Consider the following 26,913-nt stretch of genomic DNA (forward strand, 5'->3'; position numbering starts at 1 on the left):
ATGTAAATGGTGAAGATACCCTATTTAATTATCTTACCCAGAGCCATCCAAACTAAAACAGGCAGAACTGATTGAAAATGGTGTAGAATGGGTACTGAGCAAAGAGAGTAGCCTTTCTCTTTTTACTTCTATATTATTTTGGATACAATGGAAGGTAGAATGGAGTGTTAGCATTTGAGACGATTATTTATACTTATCATGATTATTGTGGTTGCCTATATATCAAAACCCGTCTGGGAAGAGAAAGTGGAAGCGTCAGGTTTTGACACTGTCCTCTCCAAAATCGAAGAAATGAAGAACAACCCTAAGGTTCAGGATGCCTTTGATCAACTCTATCAGGAAGTGAACCTGCTCCTGGTAAAGCTGGACGAGTCGTTCCGTGACCTCGAGAACACCAATGATACGAAGAAAGAAGACCCTGTGGAGAAGCCGGCTTTAACAGTCCCAAGCGATCAAACGTTTTCTATCTATAATATTGAACTCGGGGATTCCAAAAAAAGTGTCGAGGAAGAAGTCGGCGATGCCAAGAGAAAATCCAGCAATGAATACGGGGTTTCATGGTATGCCTATCATGAAAATTACCGGAACTTCTTCATGGTCTCCTATGATCAAAACCAACAGGTTAATGGACTGTTCACCAATCAAGATCTTCTCTCCTCTGATTCAGGGATCAAGATGGGCGTTTCCAAAGAGGTGGTACAGAATGAACTGGGTGAGCCACTGACCAATATCCGGAAAGGACTGACATTATATCAGTTGCAAAATAATGGGGAACAGGATGTGTACCAGATCGATGGGAGCTATGTGACGATCTTTTATGATAAGCATGAAAATGATACCGTCACCGCCATCCAGATCATTGACGGGAACCTGGAAGCGAATAAGAAAAACTTCTATACCAAGGCAAGCTCTGAATTGAAAGAAGGGTTTGAATTCCAACTGTTCGACCTTACGAATGCCACCCGTGTAGAGAAAGGACTGAATGTCCTTTCATGGGACAGTCTAGTGAGGGATACAGCACGTAAACATAGTCTGGATATGGTGGAACAGGACTATTTCAGTCACACGAACCTTGATGGTCAGTCACCATTTGATCGCATGGAAGAAGATCAGGTAGCCTTTCGCACTGCTGGGGAAAACCTCGCCTACGGTCAGTTAAGTTCGATTTTCGCCCACGAAGGACTGATGAATTCCAAAGGTCATAGAGAAAATATCCTCCAGCCACACTACGAACATTTAGGTATAGGGGTAGCCTTTAACGAAAAGTCCCAGCCTTATTATACAGAGAATTTTTATAGTAACTGACAATATCTCCAGCGCCTTGCCGCCCATGGCCGCTGGAATTTCATGAAAACCAAAAAAACAAGCGGGTGCTTTCTCCCGCTTGTTTTTTTGGTTTATTGAATGTGCACTGTAAGGATCATGACTTGGATGGAGGAATCTCACATCCGTTTTCATCACATGCCATTCCATCCGTTCCAAGGGGCTGAAGAGCTGAAGGTTCATTTTCCTCTTCCCACACCTTTTGTATGGAATTCAAAAATACATCACTTGGTTGAGCACCTGAAATGGCATACTTACGATTGATAACAAAGAACGGCACACCTTGGACACCGATTTGCCTCGCCTCTTCCTCATCCCGGCGAACCTCTTCTGAGAAATCACTGCCTTCAAGGACGGAAACCGTCTCCGCTTCATCCAGTCCAGCCTGTTTCGCTAATTCCACGAGCGTTTCTTTGTCACCAATATGTTTAGAAAGAGTAAAGTGGGCATATAACAGGATTTCAGTCATCTCTGCTTCTTTCCCTGCTGTTTTCGCATATTTAGTCAGGCGGTGGGCATCAAACGTATTAGTCGGTATGCTTGAGTCAAACCGGAAATCAAGTCCCACAGAGGCTGCTTGCCGGCTCATGCCATCGGTCATGTTTTTAGCTTCCTCAAGAGATGTTCCGTACTTTTTGGAAAGGAGTTCTTGAATACTATATTCTGTGTTGACCGGAGCGCCGGGATCGAGTTCAAAGCTTTTAAATTCAATTTGAACAGTATCCCTCTGAGGGAAATGCTCCAGAGCCTTCTCTAAATGACGTTTTCCTATATAGCAGAATGGACATACATAATCTGACCATACTTCAATTTTCAATCTTACCACCTCAATCATCGTTTTCAGTTCGTACTAGATCGTATCACATAACCTTTCATCTTACATATGATTTGCTCACGATTCACTAATATCGCGGTTTCCCCTTCGTCCTTCTTTTAACCCTCGCAGCATGACAGCGATCACAGATAGGAAAACCGAAGTTCGGAGGAAGTTTTTTTCCGCATTGCCTGCACGACTGTGTTAAACTTGTGACTTCTGTCCGCAGGCTTTCGTGAACACCATCGGCAATTTCACTCCTGATCCGTTCCCAATAGTAAGCTTCCGTCTGTCTGCCCAATCGGTATAAAAATAATAGATGAAGCCCGACAGCTTTATATGAAACTTCTTTTTGCTCTAGGTTCGTACTCTTCAACTGTGGTTCAGGCAGTTCTTCACCCTCTACAATCGCTTGCATGCACTGGAGCCACTGCTCCGTTAACTGTGTTTCCTTCTTGGAGAAAGGAAGATGGAGAAAGCCGTATAGGTCATTTAATGAAAGTTTAGCCTCGATTTCAGTTCCCCGAATTAATTCATATAGTTCCCTTTCTTCAAAAAGGGTCGCTTTTTCCGTGCCGAATGGACTTTTGAACTTGTCCCATAAGAAGAAGAACGTGTCCATGTCATGGTAATGTCTTTGAAAACGTTCAAACACACCACTCGTTGGGGCGATGGCAAATGTTTCGAGGGCTTGGTCAGGCTTTTCGAGGAGCTGCTTCATCACCTTAATATCCTTTGAGAAAGCTACTTTCCCCTCATTGTAAATTCCTTTTCTCCCTGCCCGGCCGGCAATTTGCTTAACTTCCTGTGAAGTCAGCCTTCTCCTCCTCGTCCCATCAAATTTATCCGTTTCCAGGAAGACGATTCTGCGTATCGGCAGGTTCAGTCCCATCCCGATTGCATCGGTCGCAACAATCATATTCGTTTTCCCTTTAATGAACTGCATCATCTGCCTCTTCCTTGTTTCAGGAGGCATACTTCCGTAGATCATGCTGACTTTATGTCCATTATTTTGTAATCTTGAAGCGGTATCCAACACTTTCTTCCTTGAAAAACAAACCACTGCGTCTCCTTTTTTAGCATGTCTCAATTGAAATTCTTTTGATTCGACCTCAAGGGGGATGTCTCTTTTGTAATGATGAATCTCGACGTTGCCTTCCCCCACCAATCCCATCAATAGATCCCGGACGTTTTCACTCCCGATGATATGGACCTCTTTGGCTCTCGCCTTCGTAATGGCACGATACCAGGAGAATCCTCTATCCTGATCGGCAAGCATTTGGGCCTCATCGATCACGATCACTTCATATTCATCTTTTTCACGAAACATTTCAACTGTTGATGAAACATGGTGTGCAGAAGGAACTTCTTTCTCTTCTTCGCCTGTTTTCAGATTACACGGGACGCCGTCTGCATTCAATTTATCGAATACTTCCAGAGCGAGTAAACGGAGGGGGGCCAAATACATACCGCTTCTGGCTTCTTTCATTCGGCTGATTGCATGATGCGTTTTCCCTGTGTTGGTTTCACCGATATGAAGGATATAATGGATATCACCTCTGAACGAAGGGCTATATTCCCGTCCGAAGATTTCTTCCAGTATTCGTGCCTCTTCCTCTTGCTTCCGTTTTAATTCAGCGAGTTCAGCTGCTTTTCTTTCCTCGCGCTTCTTGAGATCTTTTTCATATAATGAAAGATGAACATCTGTATCAAAAGGAATTTCTGTCAGTCTGTATAAATCATCCATATACTCCTCTTGAATCATGCTGAAAAAGTTGGATTTCAGCGTCAGGAGAAAATGGTGACTGAGCCAGCTCAGCCTTTCTTCTGTAAGTTCCTGGCCGTACACCATCTCATATCCCTTCCTTAATTCTTCGGGCATAAGCTCGGATAAAGACCGATAAACCACCTGCTCTGTGTGATAAAAGACAAAGCGTTCATAGGGATAGAAATAGGTTTCATATTCCCACACATGTCCATCCCAATGCTCACTCTTTTTGTGAATCGAACCTGTGAATTCGGTAAGAAAATCGGAAACGGTGACAAAGGAGTCCTTTGTATAGCGTCCTTCTTCTTCTAATTTCACTTCCAACATATACGGTTCAACCGATCGGAATTTGGTTTTGGTCCGGATATCACTCATCCATTTATTGGCGAATAAAAATCGCAATTCCACATACCAATGAGTCTCTATCTTGTCCATTTGTTGGTTGATGAAAGAAAGAATCTTTTTTTGACTCTCTTTTTGAAGGACAGCCTTCTTTTTTTCTTCTTGATTCTTCACAAATGTTTTGCGGATTTCACGATGTCTTTTAGTCCAATCTTCTTCGGATATAGGATGATCCTGTATCCAGTTTAAAATATGGAAAGGTTGATACTCTCTGATTTCATTCCGGAACAATTTGTTGATCAATTTTTTATCCGTACCTTCAATATCGTACCCTTTATCTCGCAAAAATGCTTTTTTATGACTCCGCAAGACATCATTGGTTACTTTATTAAGCCAAATATTCAGCCATATTTGATGAAAGAAAGCACTCCTTTCCTTCAAATAATCCTGAAATGAAGGACATTTTTCGTGTTTCTCCAGGAAAAGTGTCATATCCTCCTCGATTTTTCGTTTCGTTTCCTCTATTGCTTCTTCTCGAAGTATGTGAAGCTTTTGCATGGTAAGACCCCTTTTTATCGTAATACAGATTCCGCTACTATTTATTTTATAGTGTATGTATTTCTTCTCCATCTAACAAATCACTTGCTCAAATAAGTCATTATATCACATATGCAAAACTTCTATCATGACTAATTGGGAGTTCAGGTGTAGGTTGACGCGAATCAATTTTCACTTCTTTCAATGGCTTCTCCTACGGCAATCGTTAAATCCCTGGTAAGTTCGGCAACCATTTTATCGAATGCATGTTGAAGCATCTTTGCAACAGGGCTTGTGGATACAATGGATAAGCTTCCTGTCATTCTTGTTAAACAGGTGTCTACTTCATCCGCTTTGAAAAATCCTGAACCCGTGAACCTTTGATTTACGCCCTTTAACGTGAACTTCACTTCAGATGGTTCCTGCCAATCTGTAATTCTCACATTCACATGGATCTTTTTTGTCACCATCCCGTAATGAACGGTGAATTTCCACGTTGATTGATTATTGGAATAAATAGTATGCTCCTTGTAGCCGGGCACTAGTGGAGCCCAAGCATTCATATCACGAATAAAAGTCCATACATCTGATCGCGATGCATGGACATTCACTTGATGTATTCCATTCCCCATAAGTCATCTCCCCTTTATATAATGAGATCATTACCTCATTCACCTCATTTTTCCCGTATATGTTGCCGGGACTTTGATGAATAGTATGAATGGGAATGGATCATTATGACTGGTGAACCTACTAAATAGAGAGGCACCGACAAATCGGAGCCTCTCTATTTGTTATTTGATGATGTTCCGGACAATGCGGGGCACTTCTTTCAGTGCTTTCACTTCATAATCCGGGACAACCTTTTGTGGTGTTTGCCCCCGTCGATTAATCCATATCGTTTTGATACCGATCCTTGAAGCCCCCAGGATATCCGTGTTTAAGTTATCTCCAACCATAATCACTTCATCCTTATGAAGCTTCAGCCTCTCTAATGCAAGATGGAACATGGCAGGATCCGGTTTTCCTTTACCGATATCCCCAGAGATGATGATTTCTTTGAAATAAGGGAGAAGTTCAGGAGTTTTATCGAGCTTTGTATTTTGTAAATGAGGGGAACCATTCGTTAATAATAACAGTTGGTAGTTTTCCTTCATTTCATTTAAAACCAGGAACGTATCTTCATATACATATGGTCTTTGTTTTCGTTCTTGTCGAAATTTCTCGGATAATTCTTCACCAAATACGGAATCCGTGATACCCATAGAATTCAATCCCCTGGTCCATGATTCTTTGCGGTAGGAAGGGACGGTTTCTTTCATCTTCAGGAAATTCTCATCATGTTCATCGAGGAAATCCCCCCAAAGGCCTTCAAAAGGGTTAATTCCAATATTCTGCGTGAACTCATATGTATCATATGTGGCATACAGCTCCCTGGCTGCTTCCCTGACGCTTGACTCCAGAGCTTCTGGATCGGTCCCCGCCTTCTGGTGTGCATAGTGGCACGTTGCTTTGAAGGCTTCTTCAATGCTTTTCGAATCCCATAGTAAAGTGTCATCTAAATCAAACAGGATGGCTTTGATCACTCTCATCTCTCCCTTAGCGTATTCAACTTATCATTTAGATTACTAGCTAAATGTGAAATAGTAAACCAGAAGGATAAAATAATTTATTGCGTTATTTTCAAAAGTAATAGGGAATATAACTAAAAACAGAGTAAAACGAGGTGAAATCAATATGTGGATCGTTTATGCAAGCATTGCCTTATTTGTCATTTCCCTGATTATGCTGGGTGTATCATTGATGAGGACCCTCAAGACCACACGTCCCATTGTGAATGAAATGAATCAAAGGGTAGCCACTATTCAATCGAGGATGGAAAAAATCTCTTCAGAATCAACTCAGCTACAGGAAACCCAGGGAGAGATTCAACATGATATCGAATATAAAAAGTCCACTTTTACAGATACCATCCAAGAGGTAAAACGTACGCCTGAAGTATTAAAAGAATTTGTTAAGAGTATGAAAAGATAGTGTTCTGTCACCTTGCTTGATGCAGGGTGATTTTTATTCCACATAAAGTTTACATAATATTATTATGATTGATAGAGTTCCTTTCCTCCCCCCACGTATTCATGATACAATCGACTACATTCGTTACGAGGAGGAAAAGCTGTGAAAAAATGGGCATTTGTTTCAGACTTCGATGGAACCATTTCAAAAACCATTTCGTCATGGAGAAATATTTTCATGAAGGAGAGGCCTTATTTACCAAATGGAAGGCTGGTGAAATGAAGGACATCGATTTTTTGTCTACCGTCTTTTCATCGATTCATCAAGACGAAACTCAAATCATTGAGGATATCCATTCATTAGAAATCGATGAACATGTCACTGCCTTCATCCGTAAAGTCCAGGCTCAAGGAGGGGATTTCTATATCCTCAGTGCGGGAACGGATTATTATATCCACCATATTCTTCAAAAATACGGAATCACGGATGTGAATGTTTTCTCAAATGAAGGCTATTATATGGAAAAGAATGTACACATGAAGATCGATCCGGATCATCCCCATTACTCAGAGCGTTATGAGATTGACAAGTCCACAGTGATTTCTGAGCTTAAAGAAGAGTATGAGACGATTTACTTTGCCGGTGATAGCGAGCCGGATAGCCACCCGGCTGAGGTGGCGGATGTCACCTTTGCCATGGAAGCACTGCAGGGGATCCTTGAGGAACGCGGGACCCCATTTATTAAAGTAAATGATTTCTATGACATAGACCGTCATTTAACAGATAGAGGTGTATTAAAGTAAACCACTTTGCACTTTTATTTCATGCATGATACACTTAATCTGCCTCTCCCGGACATTCGCTTGTTGCGGGACACTTAACCATGTACGGACGGGAGGGGCCTCGATATACTAAAAACAAAGACTGAGTCCATCATTTTTGGATTCAGTCTTTTTTAGGTTGAATAGTGTTCTTGTTATGGTGATGCTGGCATTTAACGCAATAAAATAAAAAAGCCAGCCCCCGATTGGGAACTGACTTGAGATACTAAGGTTTGAGCCACAGTTGCCGTAATGTGATATAAGAAAGTTTTAAACCACCACTCCTCAAAGTGGGTGTTTGCAGAAGGTTTCCTGTCGTCCTCAGTCGTGGAGGCTTGACATTCCAACTTCGATGTAAAACTCCCTATTACAGTTTAAAGGTTAAAACTTCGTTATGATTACGAACAACGCAGCCTGTATTAGTATGATACAACATCAATTAAATTATTTCAACTGTTGTTTTTCTTCTAGTTGATTCAGAGTGATGCGAACGAAGCAAGGTCCGTCCCTCAACAATTATGCATCAAATACTTCGACTTTCTCCATTACGTCGCCGTTTTTCATTGATTTGGCGATGTCGATCCCTGAAGTCACTTTTCCGAAGACAGTATGAACGCCGTTAAGGTGAGGCTGTGGCTCATGTACGATGAAGAATTGGCTGCCTCCTGTATCTTTACCGGCATGGGCCATTGATAAAGAACCTTCTTCATGCTTATGCGGATTCCCTTCTGTTTCACATTTGATTGTGTAACCAGGACCACCCATACCGTTACCGTTCGGGCATCCTCCTTGGCTTACGAAACCAGGGATGACACGGTGAAAGCTTAAACCGTTGTAAAAACCTTCGTTTGCCAATTTTTCGAAGTTTGCCACTGTTCCAGGTGCTTCATTTGGAAATAAATCAAATTCAATTTTTTCACCTGTTTGGAATTGTATGTATCCTTTTTTCGCCATATTAAACAGCTCCTTTTTTATTATAGGTCAATCAATATAATATCATTGAACATTTCTCATGTCACTTTAAAGGTTAGCCTGTACCCTATCCTTTTTATTTTTCCTTACAGCGTAACTGGTTGTCATGAAGCTCCCGGGGGTGTGAATAAGCTATATAGAAGTCATTTATCATTATAGGGAGTGGACCAAATGATTGAAAACTTATTAAGCGGCATTTCCATTGATCCTCAAGTCACCGTGCTCGTTCCCGTGTTATGGGTACTTGGGTATGCTTTGAAGCGGACCCCCCATATCCCGGACTGGCTCATCATCTGGATTCTTTTACTGGTGGGTGTTGGAGCGAGCGGATGGACGTTAGGATTTGACTTTAACGGGATCGCAAATGGATTTATCGCAACGGGGGCTGCCATCACCACCCATCAATCAGTCAAACAGACCTTTTTCGAAAGGGTGAATGATCGAAATAAGAGAGACAAGAAGAAATAAAGAAAAAAAGACTGGCCTACAGGGAACGATCAGAGTTCCCCCGGCCAGTCCTTTTTCATTATTTAGCCAGCGTGTCAATGAATTCTCTCATATAATCAGGCAGATCAGGTGGTCTTCGACTGGAAACGATATGGCCGTCTGTCACGACCGGTTCATTCATCCAGATAGCCCCTGCATTTTCCATGTCGTCCTTTATTCCAGGTGTGCTTGTGACTTTTACACCCTGAAGAATCTTCGCTGAAATCAAGACCCATCCTGCATGGCAGATTTGGCCGATTGGTTTCTTACGTTCATTCATGGATTTCACCATGGCAATGACCTCTTCATACCGACGAAGCTTATCCGGGGACCAGCCTCCCGGAACAAGAATGGCATCATAATTTTCCGGATTTATGTCTTTAAATGCATATTCAGAAACAATCGGCACTCCATATTTGCCGATATACTCCTCATTGGCCTTTTCTCCGACAATATGAACCGTCGCTCCCTCTTCCCTCAAACGCAGGACCGGATACCATAGTTCCAGGTCCTCGAAGTCTGCACTGACCAATTGGATGATTTTTTTTCCGACTAACTTCATTTTGATTCCCTCCTCTATTATGTACACGATTATTGTCTAAGGAATCAACCCATATTGCAACCGATAACCTTAATTGTATGGACTATATTTCTTTATCGCGTTAATGATGGTCTTCGTTTGGAAATAGGAGACAAAGAAGGCAACCACGGTCATTATGGTACCAAATATGTATATCAATCTGGAAAATTGCCTGAATGAATTTTTTTTCAAGATAATCACCATACTTTCAGTAAATTAATGCATGCTCACCTATTATTCCCATATTGGATTGAAATATAAAGGGAAGTGGACATTACTTTCAGGCATATAGCGTAGTTAATAAGAATCTGACTTCATCGGAAAAATCTATAGTAAAAAAGAAAATCCGAACGATCATTCGAGATTCATTTTTTTGAGTATCGAATTCGTTCGGATTTATCTGTTTATGAAAATATTGTTGCTTTTAATGTAGCAAGTGGTGGTTGATTTCCGCTCCAGGTGCTCGCTTTCCGCGGGGCTGGCGGTGAGCCTCCTCGGGCTAAAGCCCTGCGGGGTCTCACCTATCCAGCGTTTCCCGCAGGAGTCGAGCACCTTCCACTCCAATCAACTTTCAAAGCGTAAGTGATTTACTATAACAGTGTAGAACAGTGTAGCGATGAGATTGCTTCACCATTGGCATACAACGACTCTTATCCTTTTAGGTTCAGTAACAGATTAGAGTTATAAAATAAATACTTTTACTTACCTGATGTGAATGACCCTTTTGCTAAGATCCACCCCAATTGCCAAACATTAGAAAACAATAGTCTTTGTATGAATTACTACAAACATGGTGAAACGGGACTTTTAATATTATTGCTAAATTATATACACTGTATAAAACAGGATCTAGCTTTTGATTGGAGTGCAAGACGAAGACCCCGCAGGAGCGTCAGTGACGAGGAGGCTTGCCTTCCGCCCGAGAAAAGCGAAGTCTTGCAAGGAAATCAAAAGCGGTGTAACAAGTGTTCCTAACTATTTTTTTGAATGTTCATCTTTAGAGGGAATGAATTTAGATATTTCCCAGCCTTTTAATCCTAAGCTTCCAATAGTTTGATTAATGCTTGAGTGCCACTATTTTCTTCGCCTTCTGCAGCAAGTTGCTCATATAATGAGAGAGCAAGTTCAAGACCGGGTGTCCGGAGTTCCATCTCTTTAGCTGAATGCAGGGCAATCTTAAGGTCCTTGATAAAATGTTTAACGTAAAACCCTGGAGCATAATCCTGCTCGATCATGCGGGGAACCAGGTTACTGAGGGACCAGCTGCCCGCTGCCCCTGATGTAATGCTTTTCAGTACAGTGTCTGGATCCAAGCCAGATTTCTTTGCGTAAAGTAATGCTTCACTTACTCCCATCATGTTCGAAGCAATGGTGATTTGGTTACACATCTTTGTATGCTGACCCGCTCCTGGTTTTCCTTGATAGACAACATTCGTACCCAGGAGTTCCAAAAGTGGTTTTGCCAGATTGAACGTGTTTTCTTCCCCTCCCACCATAATGGAAAGCCTGGCTTCTTTAGCTCCGATATCCCCTCCCGAAACGGGAGCATCCAATGTCGATATGCCCTTCTCCTCCCCCGATTTAAAGATTGCATCTGCGAGTGCCGGTGAAGAAGTGGTCATATCAATGGCAACCGATCCCTGTCTTAAATGGTGCAGTATACCGTCCTCACCAAGGTACAGTTCTTCAACATCTGAAGGGTAACCTACAATCGTGATCACGAGATCTGAAGCTTCAGCTAGATCCTTTGGTGTGTCTGCCCATTTTGCACCACGATCTAAGAGATCCGAGGCTTTATGTTTTGTGCGGTTATAAATAACCAGCGGAAATCCTGCCTCCAGAATATGACCAGCCATACTTTTCCCCATTACTCCTGTTCCAATAAATCCGATGACCGTCTCTTTCGTCAGTCTTTTCATTCCATCCACCCTCTCTTTGTCTACCATCCATGTTTATTTTCATCCATATTGAGAGGATTGTCCACTCCTTCATTATTTTGGCACCCCTCCCCTATGTTTAAATTCATGTGCGTCGGGAATACAAAGAACATACTAAATAAACGAATCACTTGAATGGAGGAGAATGAATATGAAAGTAAATAAAACGTTACTTGTTGGTGCAACCGTTACGGCTGGTTCACTTGGATGGATTCTATCATCGAAAGAAAAACGTAATCAGCTGCACAATGTGAAAGAAGGATTGGTTACGAAGTTTAAAAAGAAAAGAAAAGAAGATCTACCTGTTGATAAAGGCGGAAATCCGGATCCTTCAAATATAGAAGACAACTCCATGGTAAGTGAAGGAGCCATGACATCCGTTCAATACTACAATGAACAAAAACAGGATTAAAATAAGCTGAACGCAGGGATTTATCCTTTTGCGTTCAGCTTATTTAATTTAATGAAAAGAAATAAACAGTCACAAGTAAAAGAACGATGGTGGCCACTACTGTCATCATTTTGATAAAGACATCTGCTGACACGAATGTTTGTGTATTGATGTGTCTTCTTGTCCTGTAATAATTGATGGTAGAGCCAATGATGATGGCAAACCCGATGAAAATCGAAATCACACTTATTCCGGCGGCAATCCGGTCTTGAACAGGGTTCCCTTGAAGGGAATTAAAATGTAAACTTGTCGTTAAAAATCCAATTCCGATTATGGCAATGGCTGTACGGATCCAAGCCAAGAACGTCCGTTCATTAGCCAGGTGCTGCTGTATATATTTTGATTCATTTATTTCATTCATGTTGTTCACTTCCTCAATTATACCATTGCAGGCAAACATCCCATTATGTTAGGATGTTTGCCTTCTTTACTTATGACGTATGAATCTCATCAGCGCACGGCACATCTATTTGGGCCTGTTTCCATTTCACGTTTTTCATCTTCATCAGGATTGATTTTACCCATATTCGTTTCACGGATTTTCTCATAGCTGTTTGGTTGAGGAGGGAGGTTTTCTGTGACTGTTTTTCTGAATTCCTCTTCATCCTCTATGTTCAATCCATGATTCTCAGCATATAAGTCTCTCAGACGATGTGAGATTGAACCGTCATCATTCATTTCATCTATCGTCATATAGTGGGCTGGCAGGACAATCAAGTCATCGTTAAGGTTTTTATATCTTGAATACAATGTTTCCCGCAAGTCCCCTACCCAGTCCTCTGCTTTACCGGCTAAATCAGGTCTACCAATGGAATCAATAAAGAGAATGTCCCCAGTGAGTAAATAATGCCGATCGACAATAAAAGAGGTACTTCCGATCGTATGCCCTGGTGAGTATACCGCTTCGATCATTGTATCACCCACCTTGATGCCCGTTTCATCTTTGACTTCTTTATAGGTATACTGTACTTCTTCTGCATCTTTCGGTGGCAAATAATATGGTGCATCAAATTCGTTACTTAAGGATCGGCCACCGGAAATGTGATCTGCATGGAGATGGGTATCCAGTACTGCTTTTACTGATAGATCGTGATGTTGAATGAACTTCTTATAAGGCTCTATCAGGCGGCTTGGATCAATGAAAGCAACCTCGCCTTTGGATACAATCGCATAAGATAAGCACCCTTTCCCTATCCGTATGAATTGATAAAGGACACCCCCAGACACATCACCGATTTTTACAGGTTCAAGGTATTCGCTCCATGCCTGCATACCACCTTCAACTGAATAGATATTATTCATTCCTGCACCGGCAAGCATCTCAGCCGTTTTAGTCGAAGTATTCCCTTTTGCACAGATGACATAAATGGCTTCATTGTCTGGTAAAATGGATTGAACCGATTCAAGATTATCCTTCAACTCTGAAAAGGGTTTGTTGATGATCTTCACGTTTTTCCCTTCCACTTTCCAATCGTCAAATGCGTCCTTGGGACGAACATCCAAAATGAACATTCTATCTCCATTCATGATTTTTTGGGTGAGTTCCCCTGCTGTCAAATTCTTTACTGAAGTTGTCATAACCTATTTCCTCCCTTAGATTTATTATTTCTCTTCATATTTACATTATCCTAAAATCCGACTTTTAAACCTATAGGGGTATTCATTTTCAGGAAATACGCAATTTAAGGAATCGAGGAAAAGGCTTACTCAACTTTTCCATCCCATGCAAGCATGCCGCCTTCCATGTTGGTGACCTCATAGCCGTGATAAGCAAGAAACTTCACGGCACGGCTGCTTCTGCCCCCTGATTGACAGACTATGATGTACTCTTTTTTCTTATCCAATTCATTCATACGAAATTCCAGCAGACCTAAAGGAATATTGGTACTCGTAGGGATTTTCCCATTCAGCACTTCAGCCGGCTCCCGTACGTCGATGATATTAACTTGTTCCCCCGCCGATAATCTCCGCTTCACTTCATTGCTCAGGATCGTTTTCATATTAAAATTCCTCTCTCTCCATAATGGTTTTCATCACACTTAATGGGACCAGGAATTCATTCCTCCCTTAACGTTCGTTACAGAGGTGAATCCTTTCTTTTTAAGAATTTTGCATGCATTTGCACTCCTCATACCACTTTGACAAATGACAATGATTTCTTTGTCTTTGTTTAGAGTGTCAGCGGTTTGATGTAACGATTGTAACGGCATATTTTTAAATTGTTTAATATGACCGTGATTGTATTCCCCAGGTGAACGTACATCGATGAATTGCCTGTTCTTATCTCGTAAAGTCGTTTTCAATTCACTTGTAGATATTTGCTTGATATTCTTACCTGGTTTCTTGATCAATACATACACATAAATAAGTATGATTAACATAATTAATCCGAAAAATTCCAACATAAGCACCTCATTTCTTGATAAGCATGGACAATGTCCACTTGCTTCCTACGTCTATATTATACCCCTATAGGTATTATGTCAAGGAATATATCTATTGTTAATATGAACGGAAACATAAAAAAACCGGCTCAATAAGATGAGTCGGTTTAATCACTTTACCAATAATAATAGTAGCGTTTATGGGGACCTTTAAACGGGGTGTTCACGAGCTGTCCCCCGAGAAACCCTAAGCCCAGTCCAATCAATCCTGCTCCGATTGGGTTTATACCATACCCATAACCACCCGCCGGACCATAGGGGACAGGACCAAAGCCCGCCTGCGGGTATCCTTGCGGCGGATAACCCTGTGGACCGTAAACTTGCGGTGTGGCATAAGGTCCTTGAAAATAGGGTGTGTTTTGAGCCCCCACAGGACCATATCCCTGTGCCCCGCTGAGATAATCCCCTCCGTTCCCAAGGTTAGGGAAAGAGCCTGAGTTAAAAAAGGGCATTAAATTCTTTCTATATATGGTACTCCTCTCATACATGTTCGTCACTCCTCTTTATTAGCCTATTATGAAAAGGAAAAAGGGGAAGGGCAAATGCCCTTGTTTTCGGAAAAGTATAGGACAAAGCGGCAAAAGTTCAACCTCTAAGTTTTCCATGTTAAAATGTTGGAAGAAATACAAATCAAAAAAATCTGGAATCTCACAAATAATTCACTATTTATCTCTATAATAAAATTTGATGCAATTCTTATGTCATAAGGCTGGGTGTGAAGATGATGAAAAAATGGAATGTACTGATTGTAGATGATGAACCGGAAATGAGACAGCTGATCTCATTGTATTTAAACAAGGAGAATTATTTCTGTATTGAAGCCGAAAACGGTTTGGCTGCTCTTGATCAATTGAATAAAACACATGTCGATCTGATGATCGTGGATATAATGATGCCGTTCATGGATGGTTTCCGATTGCTGGAAGAAGTAAGGGATCATAGTCAAATCCCCTTTATCTTCCTATCTGCCAAGGGGGATGACCTGGACAAGGTAAAGGGGCTTAAACTTGGTAGTGATGATTATATGGTTAAACCTTTCAACGCTGATGAGCTTGTGGCGCGCATTGAAACCATTCTAAGAAGATCATATGGTGTACAGACACGTTCCATGGTCGAAAGGTTTGGGCCTGTTACATTTAATTTGGCATCCAGGACCGTGTCCGTCGGTGATCATTCTCCCCGTTTGACTTTAAAGGAATATGAACTTTTCTTATTTCTCGCACGGAATCAGGGACGAGTATATAAAAGGGATCAACTTCTGGATCAAGTTTGGGGAAGAGATTACGAAGGAAGTGATCGAACGGTTGATACCCATATAAAAACATTGCGGCTGAAATTAAAAAATTACGGGCCGTTGATCGAGACGGTATGGGGACTTGGTTATAAATATGAGGGATCTCTTTGAAAAACGTAAACCTGACCCTCAATAAAAAAGTCTCTATCCTGTTGTTAAGCAGTCTATTTTTAACGATTGTCTTTTCGTTTCTCTTCATTCACTATCTCTACAAAGACCTCTATATAGGGACCGTGAAGGATTCACTCCTTTATCAGGGGCAGAGGACCGCTGCCCACTATCATTATGGGGATGTAAGCGGAAATATCAAGGACAAGATCCTCTGGTATAACGTCATCTCTCCCTATGAAGTTTCGGTTGTGGAGAACCTTGATGAATTAGGGAAGAGCTTCCCTTTTCTAATTGATCAAAAGCCCCTCATCAACCGCATGGATAGAAAAGAATTGGCGAAGGGCAATCATGTCATGAAAGAAGGATATGTAGACGAATTCAATCGGAAAGTGATAGGAGCCGTCTTTCCACTTATGAATGAGGATAAGTTAATGGGATATTTGTTTATTTATATCCCTCTTGCTGAAATGACGGAAGTGTTCAGCAAAGGTATCCCCATTTTAATATTGGCAGGGGTCATGTTTTATTTCGTGCTTTTTTTGATCATTCAGTCTTCACTGGACTCCTTGTTCAAACCTGTCAGGGAAATGCAAAGGTTCTCTAATCAAGTAGCCAACGGAAACTTTACGGAGCGTCTGGAGGTCACCACTAAAGATGAAATGGCTGAACTGGCACTCACGTTCAACAGTATGGTTGACTCTTTGCAGCACCAGGAGGATCGTAAGAGACAATTCCTTTCGAATGTCGCCCATGAACTAAGGACTCCCCTCACGTACATCGGAGGGTATGCAAAAGCGTTGACCGACCGGGTACAAACAAATCCGGAAGAAATAGAAAAAAGCCTACACCTGATTCAAAAAGAGTCGGTGCGGATGCAGAAATTAATTACGGAACTCCTTGAATTGAATAAATTGGAAGATGCTGCATTTTCATTGGATATTGAACCGATGGTGATGTCCCAATTCATTATGGACTCTTTAACACTGATCCGTCCACAAGCAGAATTGAAGCATATAGATATTAAACATACTTTAAATGAGGAATCGATCATTAACGGAGATCCAAACCGAGTGATGCAGGTGTTTTACAATATTTTGGACAATGCCCTGAAATATTCCCCGGAAGGGACCTCTATCTCCATCCACTCCTATGAGAAAGATGGTAAGGCGGTTGTGAAGATTAAGGATCATGGGATTGGCATTCCGGGCGACTCATTATCCCAAATAGGTGAACGATTCTACAGATCTGATCTGTCACGGCAAAGGAACACCGGTGGATATGGACTTGGTTTATCCATCGCCAAGGAAATCATGCATAAGCATAAAGGTTCCTTCTCCATCGAAAGTGAAGAAGGCAAAGGAACGACGGTATATTTAACGTTTCCTTTGCTGGAATTATAAAAGACTGAGTCGAATGACTCAGTCTTTTATCTTCGCATTATCCAAATAAATTTTTGATTGATTTAAAGAAATTCCCAATTGCCTCTAATAACCCGGTAAAGAAATCTGACACTTTCTGTCCAAAACCTTCATCGTTCACAATTTCCTTAATGGTGGTTTGGATATCTTTCGTTAAGTCATCCAGCTGCTGTTGAACATTATCAAAATTTATATCAAGGGATCTCATCTTTTCAAATAGATCAATCAACAACTGACGATCCTCTGGACTTAGTTCTATGTTCAATGATTGGAGCTTGTCTTCGACGATCTTCTCGACTTCCTCTTTCGTCGCAGGATCTTGTTCAGCAATTTCCTTTTTGATCTCGGTTAACAATTTACTGACTTCTTCCTTATCAATACCTGACTCTTTCGCGAGTTCAGTAGCAACGGATAATTCTTCATTGGCCACTTCCATCCGAACCGTATCAAGCTTCTCTCCACTCACATCATACGCTTTATAAATACCTACTAAAGCGGAATGACCGCTCACCTTAACCGGGGAGGCAACATCCACTACTGCATTTTCGACTCCCGCTGTTAATAGTGCATTTGAATACATGGAATTCGTAACCTCGGTAATATTCTCCGGAGTCACAATATTAACCTTTAATCCTTCACCCTTTTCCTTACGGGTGATCATGGCTGAAGAGAACATGCGGGCGTTCCTGTTTTCTCCGTCAATATATTTTACAAGATCCTCACCAGTGGCCGTAAACTCCTCCACTTCAGTTCCCTCATCCATACCCAATTGTTTTTGAACCTCTTTTTTTTGCTGGCTGGAGAGTGTTTCTCCATATACAACGATGGGCAGTCCGAATTTTTCATTAATGCTTGCTTTATCATTATCCGCGGCCGATGCCGGTTGAAGTCCGCTAACCATTAATGAACATAGTAAGATGATTCCAATAATCTTTTTCATGTGTATTCTCCCTTTTTTCATGATGGATAAAATCTTAGAACACATTCATTCTTACATTGTACCGCTACTCATGAATACGTTCATCCATCCAGAGTCTTATTTCTATCTATTCATTAGACGAAAGAGACCTTCAGAAAGTTACAAGGCCCATTGATACATTACCACAAAAAAAAGCTTAGCTCCATGTACCACGATTCTTCTTCTGTAAGAAGAGTCACGGTATACAGTGCTAAGCAGCATTCTAAAGGATATCTATCCAGATCTTAATAGCCGTTCCTAAAATCAATAGTGCTAATATCATTTGTAGAATCTTGGTGTTCATTTTCTTCCCTGCCATCGCTCCAAGTGGAGAGGCAATCAGACTTGCCACTACCATGATCATGGCTGGCAGGTAATCCACTTGCCCGGTGGTGATTTTCCCCACAGTCGACCCGATGGAAGAAATCAACGTAATGGCAAGAGAGGAAGCAATCGTCATTCTCGTCGGTATTTTCAGCACAACAAGCATGATGGGAACTAATAGAAAGGCACCTGCTGCACCTACAATACCTGCACCCACTCCCACGATGAGGGCTAGTATGGCAGCGAGCCATTTATTAAAAGAAACATCTTCCAGCTTCACATCATCTATCCCTTTTTTAGGAATGAACATCATGATGGCTGCAATGAGAGCAAGAATTCCATACACGATGTTAATTCCCACTTCACTCATGAATTTTGATCCATACCCACCGATGAAACTACCGATTAATATACTTACCCCCATATACGTAATGAGTGATTTATTCAGGTAGCCCCCTTTTCGGTATGCCCACACTCCGCCAAGCGTTGCAAAGAATACTTGAACGGCACTGATGCCGGAAACTTCATGAGCGGAAAATGTAGCTACTCCCAACAAAGGCGGAATATATAAAAGCATTGGATATTTAATGATACTTCCTCCGATTCCAACCATTCCTGATATATAAGAACCGACGAAGCCGATTAGAAATATAGTTAAAATAAATGCCAAATCCATTTTGAGCCCTCCTCTTCTAATAAAATGGGAACCGCTCATGCAAGTTCCCATTGGAAATATTTATATCATCATCGTCAATTATCGAACAGCACAGCGATTTGGTCCGATTTCCATCTCCCGCTGCTTTTCTTCATCCGGCGTCACTTTTCCCATATTGGTTTCACGTATTTCCTGATAAGCATTCGGTTGGGGAGGCAGATTTTCAGACACAAGACTTCTGAATTCATCTTCGCTCTCAATGTTCAGTCCATGATTCTTGGCATATAATGTGCCAAGTTTCTCACCTACAGAACCGTCCTCATTTAATTCTTCAATAATCATGAAGTGAGCGGGTAAAACGGTCAGATCCATAGAAAGATCTTTGTAGCGTTTGTACAGACTTTCTCGTAAGTCCCCTACCCAGTCTTCTGCTTTTCCAGCAAGATCAGGGCGTCCGATACTATCAATAAACAAAATGTCACCTGATAATAAATATTTCTCATCAATCACGAATGAGGTAGAACCAATTGTATGCCCTGGTGAGTATAAAGCATTAATATCGATGGTTGTATTTCCGATCTGTACTTTATTTCCATCTTCCAGTGCCGCATATTCAAATGTTACCTCTTCAGCATCTTTGGATGGTAACCAATACGTTGCTCCGGTTCTTTCTGCAATGGTACGGCCACCAGAAATATGATCAGCATGTAGGTGTGTATCGAATACATTAGTGATCTTTACATTTTTTGCTTTAGCGAAATCGATGAACACATCGGCCATACGTGTGGCATCTACAATCGCGGCTTCACCATTTGATACGACCATATAGGAAAGACACCCTTTACCCAGACGCACAAATTGATAAAGCTCTCCATCATTCGATAGGTCCCCTACCTTAACCGGCTCTAAATGTTCACTCCAAGCCTTCATGCCACCCTCCAGATAAGACACGTCCTTCCCCTCATCTGAAAGCATTTCTGCAACCATGATGGAAGAGCCTTCTTTAGCACAAACCACAAGAATATCTTTATCTTCAGGCAGCTTATCCAAGATTTCTTCCACGCCGTCTAAAAGGTCGAAATAAGGAATATTCAAATATTCAACTTTTTCACCTTCGATTTTCCAATCTTCAAATGCATCCACGTTACGAACATCTAAGATGAATAATTCTTCTTTTTTCATTACTTTTTGTGCTACTTCTTTTGAATTCATTGGTTTTACAGCCATTATTTAACCCTCCTGAAAAATGAATTATTTAATATCCGACTCCAAATCCCCAGACCAATCGCTCATACCCGGAACCACATTGAATACATTCGCAAATCCTTTTTCATCTAATAGTTGAGCTGCCATGTCACTTCTGTTTCCTGTACGGCATACAACATAAACTTCTTTGTCTTTATTCAGTTCATTCACACGGTTTTCAAGTTCCCCTAGGGGTATCGAAACAGCCCCCGGTATATGATTAAAGGCATATTCCGCTTTTTCGCGGACATCCAGAACGATCACATTTTCATCGCTTAATTTCCCTGCCAGTGTGGCGTTGTCTGTAACAGCCTCGTGTTTACGCTCAACTGTCTCTTCACCGCTTGATTTTCGGACGAAATGCTTAAGGACGTCCCCTTCTTCGATGGTACCTAGATAATCATGGCCGGAACTCTTTGCCCATGCTTGAAGATCCGCCTTTGATCCTTTATCGGTAGCCTGAATTTCAATCACCTGTCCTGCTTCCAGGTTATTCATCGCTTTTTTTGTTTTTACAATCGGCATCGGACAAGCGAGTCCTTTTGCATCCAATACGAAGTTCGATTCAAGATTATTCATATAGAAACCTCCATTTACCTCATAGGGTATATTTGTTTTCAAAAAAAATTAAATGAATAAATTCACGTTTCCATTTTCGGCATCTGCCAAATAAGCTGCTACCCCAGCGTATTCGATTTCTTCCAATAATTCATCCTTGTGTAACCCCAACAGATCCATGGTCATGGTACATGCAACCAATTTAATTTCCTGTTCTCTTGCCATATCGATCAAATCAGGCAGAGGCATGGCATTATGCTTTTTCATGACACCTTTGATCATTTTTGGACCCATGCCCATAAAGTTCATGTTTGACAACCCCATTTTATCAGCTCCACGAGGCATCATTTTTCCAAACATTTTTTCCATGAATCCTTTTTTAACGGGTACCATTTCTTCTTTTCTCAAAGCATTCAATCCCCAGAACGTATGGAAGATCGTTACTTCATGATCATATGCTGCAGCACCGTTGGCAATGATATAGGCTGCCATCGCTTTATCGTAATCGCCACTAAATAGAATAATATTGGTTGTTTTTCTCTCTGACATTGTGTCCCCTCCTATTTACTACAGGGGGTATATTCCCCCTCAAAAAAATTTAGCCTTTTTTTATCCAAAATGTAAATACATCATTTTCTTCATTCGAATCGAGTAATTCATGTCCTGTAGACTTAGCCCATGCTGTAAGATCACTTTTTGCACCTTTATCTGTTGTTTGAACCTCCAGGATTTGGCCGGATTCGATTTCTTTAATAGCCTTTCGGGTTTTTACGATTGGCATCGGACAAGCAAGTCCCTTTGCATCTAATACTTTATCTGCGTTCATGTGTGTTTCCTCCTCGTTTTTTAAATACCCATAAGGGTATAATATACAATATAAAAAAAGATGTCAACCTTTTTCGTTATCGACTTTTCACTAATAGATTTACCGCTTCTTTCACGAGTGCTTCTGTACTTTCCCCGGATTCATGGGAGTCTGTTACACACTCAACAAGATTCATACTGACAATCAAACCTACGGATCGGTCAAGAGCTGTTTTGGCTGCGGAAAGCTGCGTGATGACGTCTTTACAATCTTCCCCTTGCTCCATCATTCTTACAATACCCCGGAGCTGCCCTTCCACACGTTTGATTCGATTCTTAATTTGTGCATTGTATTCCATCAAGACACCTCCTGTTGGCTTGTTGTTTTCTTGCTACATTCACTATAATATACCCTACTAGGTATTAAGTCAAGGGGGAGAATCACATTTTTTTCAAAATGATCATTATTAGGCAGGGGCATATAAGACTGATTACAATCATTCCGTGCCATCAGTCTTATTTCTCCTGTAAGGGAAACTGATTAGATCAGATAAAACGTGGTTTGTCTTTTCGCCATATATTCCAGTCGGTGCTGGATGAATGCAACCGGCTCCTCCAGATATATGGGGATGATTTGATCCCACTCAGGAATATATTGTTCTATATTGAACTCCAGTGCATAACAGGTATTGGCGGTGAGGGGCAGATCGCCTTTGATGGGAATATCACTTTGCTGATCATATAAGCCGATTAAAGCACCGGCTTCATGACAGTGATTTCCCAGTGGATGTGAATACAGCATCGCCTCGATTTCTTCCTCTCTTGCCTTTTTCATTGCTCTTTGAAATACTTCATTCCCCGTTCTTCCGACTTTCATTTCCCCGGTTATGATATCTTCGAACCTTAACGCGGTTTGGAATGCAGATTGAAGTCCTTCAGGAGCTTGCTCCTCACCCGGATGAAGGACATATGCAAGCTGTTGGGTATCCGTTGCGAGGCCCAGATATCGAATGCCAAAATCCAGATGCACGATATCTCCAAAACGAATAATCTCTCCCTCTAATCGATCCATCACCGAACCCATTCTTTGCAGATCCACAGTAGGATAAAAGGAGGTATCCAAACCAGCGTCCAATACCCGTTGTCGTATCCAGTCAACAACATCTTCTGTAGTGGTGATCCCAGGGTGAATCACTCTCCGGGATAACGCTTCTTCCGCTATCATCCTCCCAAGCTCGGCAATTGCAGGGTATGCCACTAATTCCTTGGTGGTTCTGATCGATAGCCAATCCACAATGACATGTTGAGCAGATACAAATTTATGTGAGTGCTCATCTAACAGCATACTCAGCTGCTGATAACAGGAATGACTCAAACCATCCGCAGCGGCAAATGTCGATGAATAATTCAATGCGATTGAATCAGGATTGTACTCATCCACAAGACGTTTAAGGCATTCCCATTGATCACACTCTTCCGGATTCCATGCTCTTTCATAAAACGGCTCAAAATTCGGATTGGGATGCAAAACCCATTTTTTTAGGTGCTGGCCATCATCCAAATAAAATACAAGGATGGTCAATCTTCTCGAACCGTCAACTGAGGTAGGGTATAGACTCTTCAGGACAGGATCTTCGTTATATTCCCTCCCTGCCGTGATCCACATGTCTACCTTGTGTTTTTTCATTAAAGCAGGTAACAGGGTATTCAGACGATGAAACAGCCAGCGATTTTGTGTTTCTTCCCTCTTTTTTAAGGGGAGAATGGCAGATAGATATTTATTCTCACTTTCCATGTGAACGACTCCCTTGTTTTATGGATCATTACACTTTCGACAAAATCATCTATTTTCCCTTCCCAACGCAAAAATGACCATTGAAGAACTTCCCCAATGGTCACGCTCATTAATTATGTATACCTCCCGAATCAGTAGATTCCCTCTTCTTTGTAAATGGATTTCTGAAGATGGGATGCAAATCCTTCCAGATGAGAAAGCGTACAGATATCTTCTTCTAATAGAGGGACTTCGTATAGTGATTGGTCTGTGAATCTTTCCTGCATCATATGCAAGTAGACTTTTTCCTGTTCTCTTCTTTTCTGCAAGAACTCTCCATCCGCTTGATTCGGCAGGATTTTATTCACAATCAGCCCGCCAATATTAAGTGAATGAGAGGACATCAATTCAATCGCTTTTTCTGTTTCAAGAATCGGCAGTCTTTCTGGTATAAGAACGAAAATAAAACCTGTTTTTTTTCGATCAAGCAGAATCTCTCTTACTTTCGAAAACTTTTCCCGGCGTTTTTGGAGGATATCGTAAATGGGGTCCTCAACCGGTTCACCATCATTCAAAAGCTGTGAATAATTTTTATTTGTCTTCTTTCTTCTCTCAAGCATTCCATCCATCCAGACTCCCATTAATTCCGGTAGAGATAATAGTCGGATCGTGTGTCCTGTAGGGGCTGTGTCGAAAATGATTTTATCATATTCATTTCCTTCTTCCAGGATGATCGAAACGATCCGATCAAATAAGGCAGCTTCTTCAGCCCCTGGTGCTGAAGAAGCCATATCAATTTGCCGGTGGACTTCACTCACCATATTTGACTTTACCATCCCTTTAAGATTCCCTTTCACCCCGTTGATGTATTGACGTGTTTCCGCATCTGGATCAATTTCGATCCCCCATAGATCGTCCGATAACGGAGTAGCATACCTGTTAATTTCCCTGTGAAATATATCCCCAAGGTTATGAGCGGGATCTGTTGAGACGATCAGCGTTTTCTTCCCCATCTTTGCAAACATGACGGCCAGTGCAGATGCCGTAGTCGATTTTCCGACTCCTCCTTTGCCCCCCACAAATAGAATGGATTGATTCAGTAAATCATTCATGAATTCCCCTCCTTTCATTTTAGCAGCATCTGATTCCATCCAGTGGAGAATGTTCCATCCCCATTCGTAAATGCCAATCATGAAATTTTTCGATCATATATGGATAGAGTTCCAGCGTGTAATAAAATACAGGGTTAGGTATCCCGATCATATCCGAATAGAGCAGTAATAAGAATAAATCCTCTTCGTCCCTCAACTCCCTGGCGATTTCCGTTTTGTGGGGAAGACGGATCATATCATCATATAATTTCATTACCCTTTTAAATTTGTCCATCATGGTTGTATCCAAGTGAACCCTCCTTCCTACTAAAAAGGGGACCCCGATTCGAGTCCCCTGACTTCCATGCTTACACCGAGAACTGAGAAGGATCATCACCTTTTTTAGACAGGGAAGATGCTGCTGTGATGAGAATCCACAGGGTAAAGATCAAGATGATGCTTCCAAAAATGAAAAGGAGCATATTCCCTTCCGATTCCCCGGCACCTGACCATTCAAAGACAACCTGATTGATCATGGCCCAAAGCGTCATAAACATCAGAAATAACATCGGGATCAATGTAGCCAGGTAATTTCTCCCCTGTCGCTTGAGCCAAATGGTAATCAGAAGTAGACTGATTCCTGCCAACAACTGATTCGAGGTTCCAAACAAAGGCCATAGGAGATATCCACCTGATCCGAATCCTTTAGGGCCCTGAGGCAATAATGTCAAAGCCGCACTTGAAACCACTGCAATCGTAGTCGCAACGTGTGCGTTCGTTAATGAAAGTACTTTGTACTCCTCACCCAATTCAGAGATGATGTATCGCATCAGACGGACAGATGAATCCAGGGTTGTGGCCGCGAAACTTACAATGATGACGGAAACGATCGTTGCGGCAATATCCGCCGGAATCCCCACTCCTGTCGCAAGTTGTCCAGCACCTTTAATGAATACGCCCAATCCCGCTCCACTTGCTGCTGCAAATCCACTGTAGGTCGCTTGGAATTCTTCCACATTAGGGAAAAATGTAATACAGGCAATGATGGCAATCAGGGCAAGTGCCCCTTCCCCTACCGCTCCTAAATAACCGACGAAGCGGGCATCTGTTTCCTTGTTCAGCTGCTTTGAGGAGGTACCTGATGACACCAGTCCGTGGAAACCTGAAATCGCACCGCACGCAATCGTAATAAATAATAAAGGGAACCATGATACATCTGCAGATCCATTTGTCATCGGTGCAGTGATCTCTGGATTAGTGAACAGCAGACCGAGATACAGCAATCCAAGACCCACGATCAGTTGATGTGAATTGATATAATCACGAGGCTGTAATAGTTTCCATACGGGAAGAATGGAAGCTATGTACACGTAAATCATCAGAATAACGATCCACACAAGGAAAGCCATGCTCGTGGAGCTTAAACCGAATAATGAAGTCGCTTCCTGCCCACCGAAATATCGGACCAGATCGATTTGCAGAAAATCTACCCGGCTTGCGATGACCGCTGATGCATACATGACACCGAGAGCCACGATTGATGGCAATAACATGCTCCCATTACGTTTGTATACGGAATATCCGATCCAGACAGCCAGCGGAATTTGGATAAACACTGATAATACACTTGCTGGGAACGTAATGAATAAATTGGCAATGACCCAGGCAAAAACCGCATTCACCATTAACACCAGAATTAAAATAATGAATAAAAAAAGTACTTTTGCCCTCTTTCCAATCAACTTATTGGCTAATGAGCCAACGGATTGTCCTTTATTTCGAACCGACAGCACCAAAGTCCCGAAATCATGGACACCTGCTGCAAACACGGTACCGAAAATGACCCAAAGAAAAGCGGGAAGCCATCCCCAATACACGGCTATAGCAGGTCCTACGATAGGAGCAGCACCTGCAACGGAAGTGAAATGGTGACCCCAAAGAACAAATTTATTCGTCGGCACGAAGTCGACTCCGTCTTTATACTGGTGAGAGGGTGTCACGTAATTCGGGTCGAGCCTGTACACTCTCTCCGCAATAAGAGTTGAATAATATCTATACCCTACCAGAAACACGATACCCCCTATGACCGCTAACCAAATTCCTCCCATCAAATTCCTCCTTTATCCAATAGATTTTACACACATTAAATGTCTGAATTTTTTGAATGTATGCGCTTACTACATTTTACATTGG

29 protein-coding genes, 1 other RNA gene and 1 pseudogene are annotated in these 26,913 nt (G+C 41.7%); 7 read left to right on the forward strand and 24 right to left on the reverse strand.

Translation table 11 applies throughout. The features are described 5' to 3' along the window. Positions 1-174 precede the first annotated feature (174 nt). Positions 175-1,305, forward strand: a complete 1,131-nt coding sequence (locus P8596_RS12830) for a CAP domain-containing protein (protein WP_279724079.1) — start codon at positions 175-177, stop codon at positions 1,303-1,305. Between the two features lie 115 nt (positions 1,306-1,420). Here the strand turns inward: P8596_RS12830 and P8596_RS12835 are convergent, their stop codons facing one another. The 4 genes from P8596_RS12835 to P8596_RS12850 form a co-directional block, all read right to left on the reverse strand. Beyond that, positions 1,421-2,140 (reverse strand): DsbA family oxidoreductase, encoded by a 720-nt coding sequence (locus P8596_RS12835; RefSeq protein ID WP_224519895.1) that lies wholly within the window; start codon positions 2,138-2,140, stop codon positions 1,421-1,423. 85 nt (positions 2,141-2,225) lie between these two features. Continuing rightward, positions 2,226-4,805, reverse strand: a complete 2,580-nt coding sequence (locus P8596_RS12840) for a helicase-related protein (protein WP_279724080.1) — start codon at positions 4,803-4,805, stop codon at positions 2,226-2,228. A 164-nt stretch (positions 4,806-4,969) separates the two neighbouring features. After that, a complete protein-coding gene (locus P8596_RS12845; protein ID WP_279724081.1) occupies positions 4,970-5,416 on the reverse strand; it encodes an SRPBCC family protein in 447 nt (148 codons plus the stop codon). Between the two features lie 162 nt (positions 5,417-5,578). Continuing rightward, complete coding sequence (locus P8596_RS12850) at positions 5,579-6,370, reverse strand: HAD family hydrolase (protein WP_279724082.1); 792 nt, start codon at positions 6,368-6,370, stop codon at positions 5,579-5,581. A gap of 151 nt (positions 6,371-6,521) precedes the next feature. On the opposite strand from P8596_RS12850, the gene P8596_RS12855 reads away from it, so the two are divergent. Beyond that, entirely contained in the window at positions 6,522-6,818 is a 297-nt protein-coding gene (locus P8596_RS12855; RefSeq protein WP_224519888.1) for a DUF948 domain-containing protein, read from the forward strand. A 141-nt stretch (positions 6,819-6,959) separates the two neighbouring features. Further along, a pseudogene (locus tag P8596_RS12860) lies at positions 6,960-7,600 on the forward strand (MtnX-like HAD-IB family phosphatase). A gap of 249 nt (positions 7,601-7,849) precedes the next feature. Here P8596_RS12860 and ssrS read toward each other — a convergent pair. Together ssrS and P8596_RS12870 are read right to left on the reverse strand one after the other, a co-directional pair. Next, positions 7,850-8,037, reverse strand: a non-coding RNA gene (ssrS, locus tag P8596_RS12865) — 6S RNA. 97 nt (positions 8,038-8,134) lie between these two features. After that, positions 8,135-8,572 carry a peptidylprolyl isomerase gene (locus tag P8596_RS12870; protein WP_034759086.1) on the reverse strand — a complete coding sequence of 146 codons (438 nt, stop codon included), beginning with the start codon at positions 8,570-8,572 and terminating at the stop codon, positions 8,135-8,137. A gap of 189 nt (positions 8,573-8,761) precedes the next feature. On the opposite strand from P8596_RS12870, the gene P8596_RS12875 reads away from it, so the two are divergent. Further along, positions 8,762-9,058, forward strand: coding sequence for a phage holin family protein (locus tag P8596_RS12875; RefSeq protein WP_051758260.1), 297 nt, complete (start codon positions 8,762-8,764; stop codon positions 9,056-9,058). Positions 9,059-9,116: 58 nt separating this feature from the next. Here P8596_RS12875 and P8596_RS12880 read toward each other — a convergent pair whose 3' ends face one another. After that, positions 9,117-9,638 carry a type 1 glutamine amidotransferase domain-containing protein gene (locus P8596_RS12880; RefSeq protein WP_279724083.1) on the reverse strand — a complete coding sequence of 174 codons (522 nt, stop codon included), beginning with the start codon at positions 9,636-9,638 and terminating at the stop codon, positions 9,117-9,119. A gap of 1,055 nt (positions 9,639-10,693) precedes the next feature. After that, complete coding sequence (locus P8596_RS12885; RefSeq protein WP_224519883.1) at positions 10,694-11,575, reverse strand: NAD(P)-dependent oxidoreductase; 882 nt, start codon at positions 11,573-11,575, stop codon at positions 10,694-10,696. 169 nt (positions 11,576-11,744) lie between these two features. Between P8596_RS12885 and P8596_RS12890 the strand changes: the two genes are divergently transcribed. Next, positions 11,745-12,005: a hypothetical protein gene (locus P8596_RS12890; RefSeq protein ID WP_224519881.1), complete on the forward strand. Its 261-nt coding sequence runs from the start codon at positions 11,745-11,747 to the stop codon at positions 12,003-12,005. Between the two features lie 43 nt (positions 12,006-12,048). Here P8596_RS12890 and P8596_RS12895 read toward each other — a convergent pair whose 3' ends face one another. The 5 genes from P8596_RS12895 to P8596_RS12915 form a co-directional block, all read right to left on the reverse strand. Further along, on the reverse strand, positions 12,049-12,405 hold the full coding sequence (locus P8596_RS12895; protein ID WP_034759077.1) for a YidH family protein: 357 nt from the start codon (positions 12,403-12,405) through the stop codon (positions 12,049-12,051). 89 nt (positions 12,406-12,494) lie between these two features. Further along, positions 12,495-13,622: an MBL fold metallo-hydrolase gene (locus P8596_RS12900; protein ID WP_279724084.1), complete on the reverse strand. Its 1,128-nt coding sequence runs from the start codon at positions 13,620-13,622 to the stop codon at positions 12,495-12,497. 125 nt (positions 13,623-13,747) lie between these two features. Further along, complete coding sequence (locus P8596_RS12905) at positions 13,748-14,044, reverse strand: rhodanese-like domain-containing protein (protein WP_254651599.1); 297 nt, start codon at positions 14,042-14,044, stop codon at positions 13,748-13,750. Between the two features lie 39 nt (positions 14,045-14,083). Next, positions 14,084-14,449, reverse strand: coding sequence for a rhodanese-like domain-containing protein (locus P8596_RS12910; protein WP_224519875.1), 366 nt, complete (start codon positions 14,447-14,449; stop codon positions 14,084-14,086). Between the two features lie 155 nt (positions 14,450-14,604). Next, positions 14,605-14,976, reverse strand: a complete 372-nt coding sequence (locus P8596_RS12915) for a hypothetical protein (protein ID WP_061811291.1) — start codon at positions 14,974-14,976, stop codon at positions 14,605-14,607. A 236-nt stretch (positions 14,977-15,212) separates the two neighbouring features. Here P8596_RS12915 and P8596_RS12920 point away from each other — a divergent pair, with 236 nt between their 5' ends. Both P8596_RS12920 and P8596_RS12925 read left to right on the forward strand, forming a co-directional pair. Next, positions 15,213-15,893 carry a response regulator transcription factor gene (locus tag P8596_RS12920; RefSeq protein ID WP_254653770.1) on the forward strand — a complete coding sequence of 227 codons (681 nt, stop codon included), beginning with the start codon at positions 15,213-15,215 and terminating at the stop codon, positions 15,891-15,893. Then, positions 15,890-17,293: a sensor histidine kinase gene (locus tag P8596_RS12925; protein ID WP_279724085.1), complete on the forward strand. Its 1,404-nt coding sequence runs from the start codon at positions 15,890-15,892 to the stop codon at positions 17,291-17,293. Before P8596_RS12920 ends, P8596_RS12925 begins: the two co-directional genes overlap by 4 nt. A gap of 37 nt (positions 17,294-17,330) precedes the next feature. Here the strand turns inward: P8596_RS12925 and P8596_RS12930 are convergent, their stop codons facing one another. The 11 genes from P8596_RS12930 to P8596_RS12980 form a co-directional block, all read right to left on the reverse strand. After that, the gene (locus P8596_RS12930; RefSeq protein WP_224519872.1) at positions 17,331-18,251 is read right to left on the reverse strand and encodes a DUF1002 domain-containing protein; all 921 of its coding nucleotides are present in this window, start codon (positions 18,249-18,251) and stop codon (positions 17,331-17,333) included. Positions 18,252-18,492: 241 nt separating this feature from the next. Continuing rightward, positions 18,493-19,269 carry a sulfite exporter TauE/SafE family protein gene (locus P8596_RS12935; RefSeq protein WP_279724086.1) on the reverse strand — a complete coding sequence of 259 codons (777 nt, stop codon included), beginning with the start codon at positions 19,267-19,269 and terminating at the stop codon, positions 18,493-18,495. A 78-nt stretch (positions 19,270-19,347) separates the two neighbouring features. Continuing rightward, on the reverse strand, positions 19,348-20,475 hold the full coding sequence (locus tag P8596_RS12940; protein ID WP_279724087.1) for an MBL fold metallo-hydrolase: 1,128 nt from the start codon (positions 20,473-20,475) through the stop codon (positions 19,348-19,350). Between the two features lie 24 nt (positions 20,476-20,499). After that, the gene (locus tag P8596_RS12945) at positions 20,500-21,072 is read right to left on the reverse strand and encodes a sulfurtransferase TusA family protein (protein WP_229592770.1); all 573 of its coding nucleotides are present in this window, start codon (positions 21,070-21,072) and stop codon (positions 20,500-20,502) included. A gap of 48 nt (positions 21,073-21,120) precedes the next feature. Then, positions 21,121-21,600, reverse strand: a complete 480-nt coding sequence (locus P8596_RS12950; protein WP_034759048.1) for a DsrE/DsrF/DrsH-like family protein — start codon at positions 21,598-21,600, stop codon at positions 21,121-21,123. A gap of 49 nt (positions 21,601-21,649) precedes the next feature. Further along, positions 21,650-21,877 (reverse strand): sulfurtransferase TusA family protein, encoded by a 228-nt coding sequence (locus tag P8596_RS12955; RefSeq protein WP_034759045.1) that lies wholly within the window; start codon positions 21,875-21,877, stop codon positions 21,650-21,652. 76 nt (positions 21,878-21,953) lie between these two features. Then, positions 21,954-22,214: a metal-sensitive transcriptional regulator gene (locus tag P8596_RS12960; protein ID WP_079531819.1), complete on the reverse strand. Its 261-nt coding sequence runs from the start codon at positions 22,212-22,214 to the stop codon at positions 21,954-21,956. A gap of 182 nt (positions 22,215-22,396) precedes the next feature. Continuing rightward, positions 22,397-23,650: a M24 family metallopeptidase gene (locus P8596_RS12965; RefSeq protein WP_224519865.1), complete on the reverse strand. Its 1,254-nt coding sequence runs from the start codon at positions 23,648-23,650 to the stop codon at positions 22,397-22,399. Positions 23,651-23,781: 131 nt separating this feature from the next. Then, a complete protein-coding gene (locus P8596_RS12970) occupies positions 23,782-24,741 on the reverse strand; it encodes an ArsA family ATPase (protein WP_279724088.1) in 960 nt (319 codons plus the stop codon). 19 nt (positions 24,742-24,760) lie between these two features. Beyond that, positions 24,761-25,018: a cory-CC-star protein gene (locus tag P8596_RS12975; RefSeq protein WP_034760674.1), complete on the reverse strand. Its 258-nt coding sequence runs from the start codon at positions 25,016-25,018 to the stop codon at positions 24,761-24,763. A 70-nt stretch (positions 25,019-25,088) separates the two neighbouring features. Beyond that, positions 25,089-26,828 carry a carbon starvation CstA family protein gene (locus tag P8596_RS12980; protein WP_034759035.1) on the reverse strand — a complete coding sequence of 580 codons (1,740 nt, stop codon included), beginning with the start codon at positions 26,826-26,828 and terminating at the stop codon, positions 25,089-25,091. Between the last annotated feature and the right edge of the window lie 85 nt (positions 26,829-26,913).

The organism is Rossellomorea sp. DA94 (assembly GCF_029834455.1).
In the GTDB taxonomy this organism is placed as follows: domain Bacteria; phylum Bacillota; class Bacilli; order Bacillales; family Bacillaceae_B; genus Rossellomorea; species Rossellomorea vietnamensis.

What these genes read in the sequence shown, in the direction of transcription:
- P8596_RS12855 (WP_224519888.1), top strand. Translation starts at nt 6,522, where the DNA reads ATGTGGATCGTTTATGCAAGCATTGCCTTATTTGTCATTTCCCTGATT.
- P8596_RS12970 (WP_279724088.1), bottom strand. Translation starts at nt 24,741, where the DNA reads ATGAATGATTTACTGAATCAATCCATTCTATTTGTGGGGGGCAAAGGA.
- P8596_RS12840 (WP_279724080.1), bottom strand. Translation starts at nt 4,805, where the DNA reads ATGCAAAAGCTTCACATACTTCGAGAAGAAGCAATAGAGGAAACGAAA.
- P8596_RS12940 (WP_279724087.1), bottom strand. Translation starts at nt 20,475, where the DNA reads ATGGCTGTAAAACCAATGAATTCAAAAGAAGTAGCACAAAAAGTAATG.
- P8596_RS12945 (WP_229592770.1), bottom strand. Translation starts at nt 21,072, where the DNA reads ATGAATAATCTTGAATCGAACTTCGTATTGGATGCAAAAGGACTCGCT.
- P8596_RS12845 (WP_279724081.1), bottom strand. Translation starts at nt 5,416, where the DNA reads ATGGGGAATGGAATACATCAAGTGAATGTCCATGCATCGCGATCAGAT.
- P8596_RS12960 (WP_079531819.1), bottom strand. Translation starts at nt 22,214, where the DNA reads ATGGAATACAATGCACAAATTAAGAATCGAATCAAACGTGTGGAAGGG.
- P8596_RS12930 (WP_224519872.1), bottom strand. Translation starts at nt 18,251, where the DNA reads ATGAAAAAGATTATTGGAATCATCTTACTATGTTCATTAATGGTTAGC.
- P8596_RS12980 (WP_034759035.1), bottom strand. Translation starts at nt 26,828, where the DNA reads ATGGGAGGAATTTGGTTAGCGGTCATAGGGGGTATCGTGTTTCTGGTA.
- P8596_RS12905 (WP_254651599.1), bottom strand. Translation starts at nt 14,044, where the DNA reads ATGAAAACGATCCTGAGCAATGAAGTGAAGCGGAGATTATCGGCGGGG.
- P8596_RS12875 (WP_051758260.1), top strand. Translation starts at nt 8,762, where the DNA reads ATGATTGAAAACTTATTAAGCGGCATTTCCATTGATCCTCAAGTCACC.
- P8596_RS12895 (WP_034759077.1), bottom strand. Translation starts at nt 12,405, where the DNA reads ATGAATGAAATAAATGAATCAAAATATATACAGCAGCACCTGGCTAAT.
- P8596_RS12955 (WP_034759045.1), bottom strand. Translation starts at nt 21,877, where the DNA reads ATGAACGCAGATAAAGTATTAGATGCAAAGGGACTTGCTTGTCCGATG.
- P8596_RS12920 (WP_254653770.1), top strand. Translation starts at nt 15,213, where the DNA reads ATGAAAAAATGGAATGTACTGATTGTAGATGATGAACCGGAAATGAGA.
- P8596_RS12950 (WP_034759048.1), bottom strand. Translation starts at nt 21,600, where the DNA reads ATGTCAGAGAGAAAAACAACCAATATTATTCTATTTAGTGGCGATTAC.
- P8596_RS12910 (WP_224519875.1), bottom strand. Translation starts at nt 14,449, where the DNA reads ATGTTGGAATTTTTCGGATTAATTATGTTAATCATACTTATTTATGTG.
- P8596_RS12975 (WP_034760674.1), bottom strand. Translation starts at nt 25,018, where the DNA reads ATGATGGACAAATTTAAAAGGGTAATGAAATTATATGATGATATGATC.
- P8596_RS12870 (WP_034759086.1), bottom strand. Translation starts at nt 8,572, where the DNA reads ATGGCGAAAAAAGGATACATACAATTCCAAACAGGTGAAAAAATTGAA.
- P8596_RS12885 (WP_224519883.1), bottom strand. Translation starts at nt 11,575, where the DNA reads ATGAAAAGACTGACGAAAGAGACGGTCATCGGATTTATTGGAACAGGA.
- P8596_RS12965 (WP_224519865.1), bottom strand. Translation starts at nt 23,650, where the DNA reads ATGGAAAGTGAGAATAAATATCTATCTGCCATTCTCCCCTTAAAAAAG.
- P8596_RS12900 (WP_279724084.1), bottom strand. Translation starts at nt 13,622, where the DNA reads ATGACAACTTCAGTAAAGAATTTGACAGCAGGGGAACTCACCCAAAAA.
- P8596_RS12880 (WP_279724083.1), bottom strand. Translation starts at nt 9,638, where the DNA reads ATGAAGTTAGTCGGAAAAAAAATCATCCAATTGGTCAGTGCAGACTTC.
- P8596_RS12935 (WP_279724086.1), bottom strand. Translation starts at nt 19,269, where the DNA reads ATGGATTTGGCATTTATTTTAACTATATTTCTAATCGGCTTCGTCGGT.
- P8596_RS12890 (WP_224519881.1), top strand. Translation starts at nt 11,745, where the DNA reads ATGAAAGTAAATAAAACGTTACTTGTTGGTGCAACCGTTACGGCTGGT.
- P8596_RS12915 (WP_061811291.1), bottom strand. Translation starts at nt 14,976, where the DNA reads ATGTATGAGAGGAGTACCATATATAGAAAGAATTTAATGCCCTTTTTT.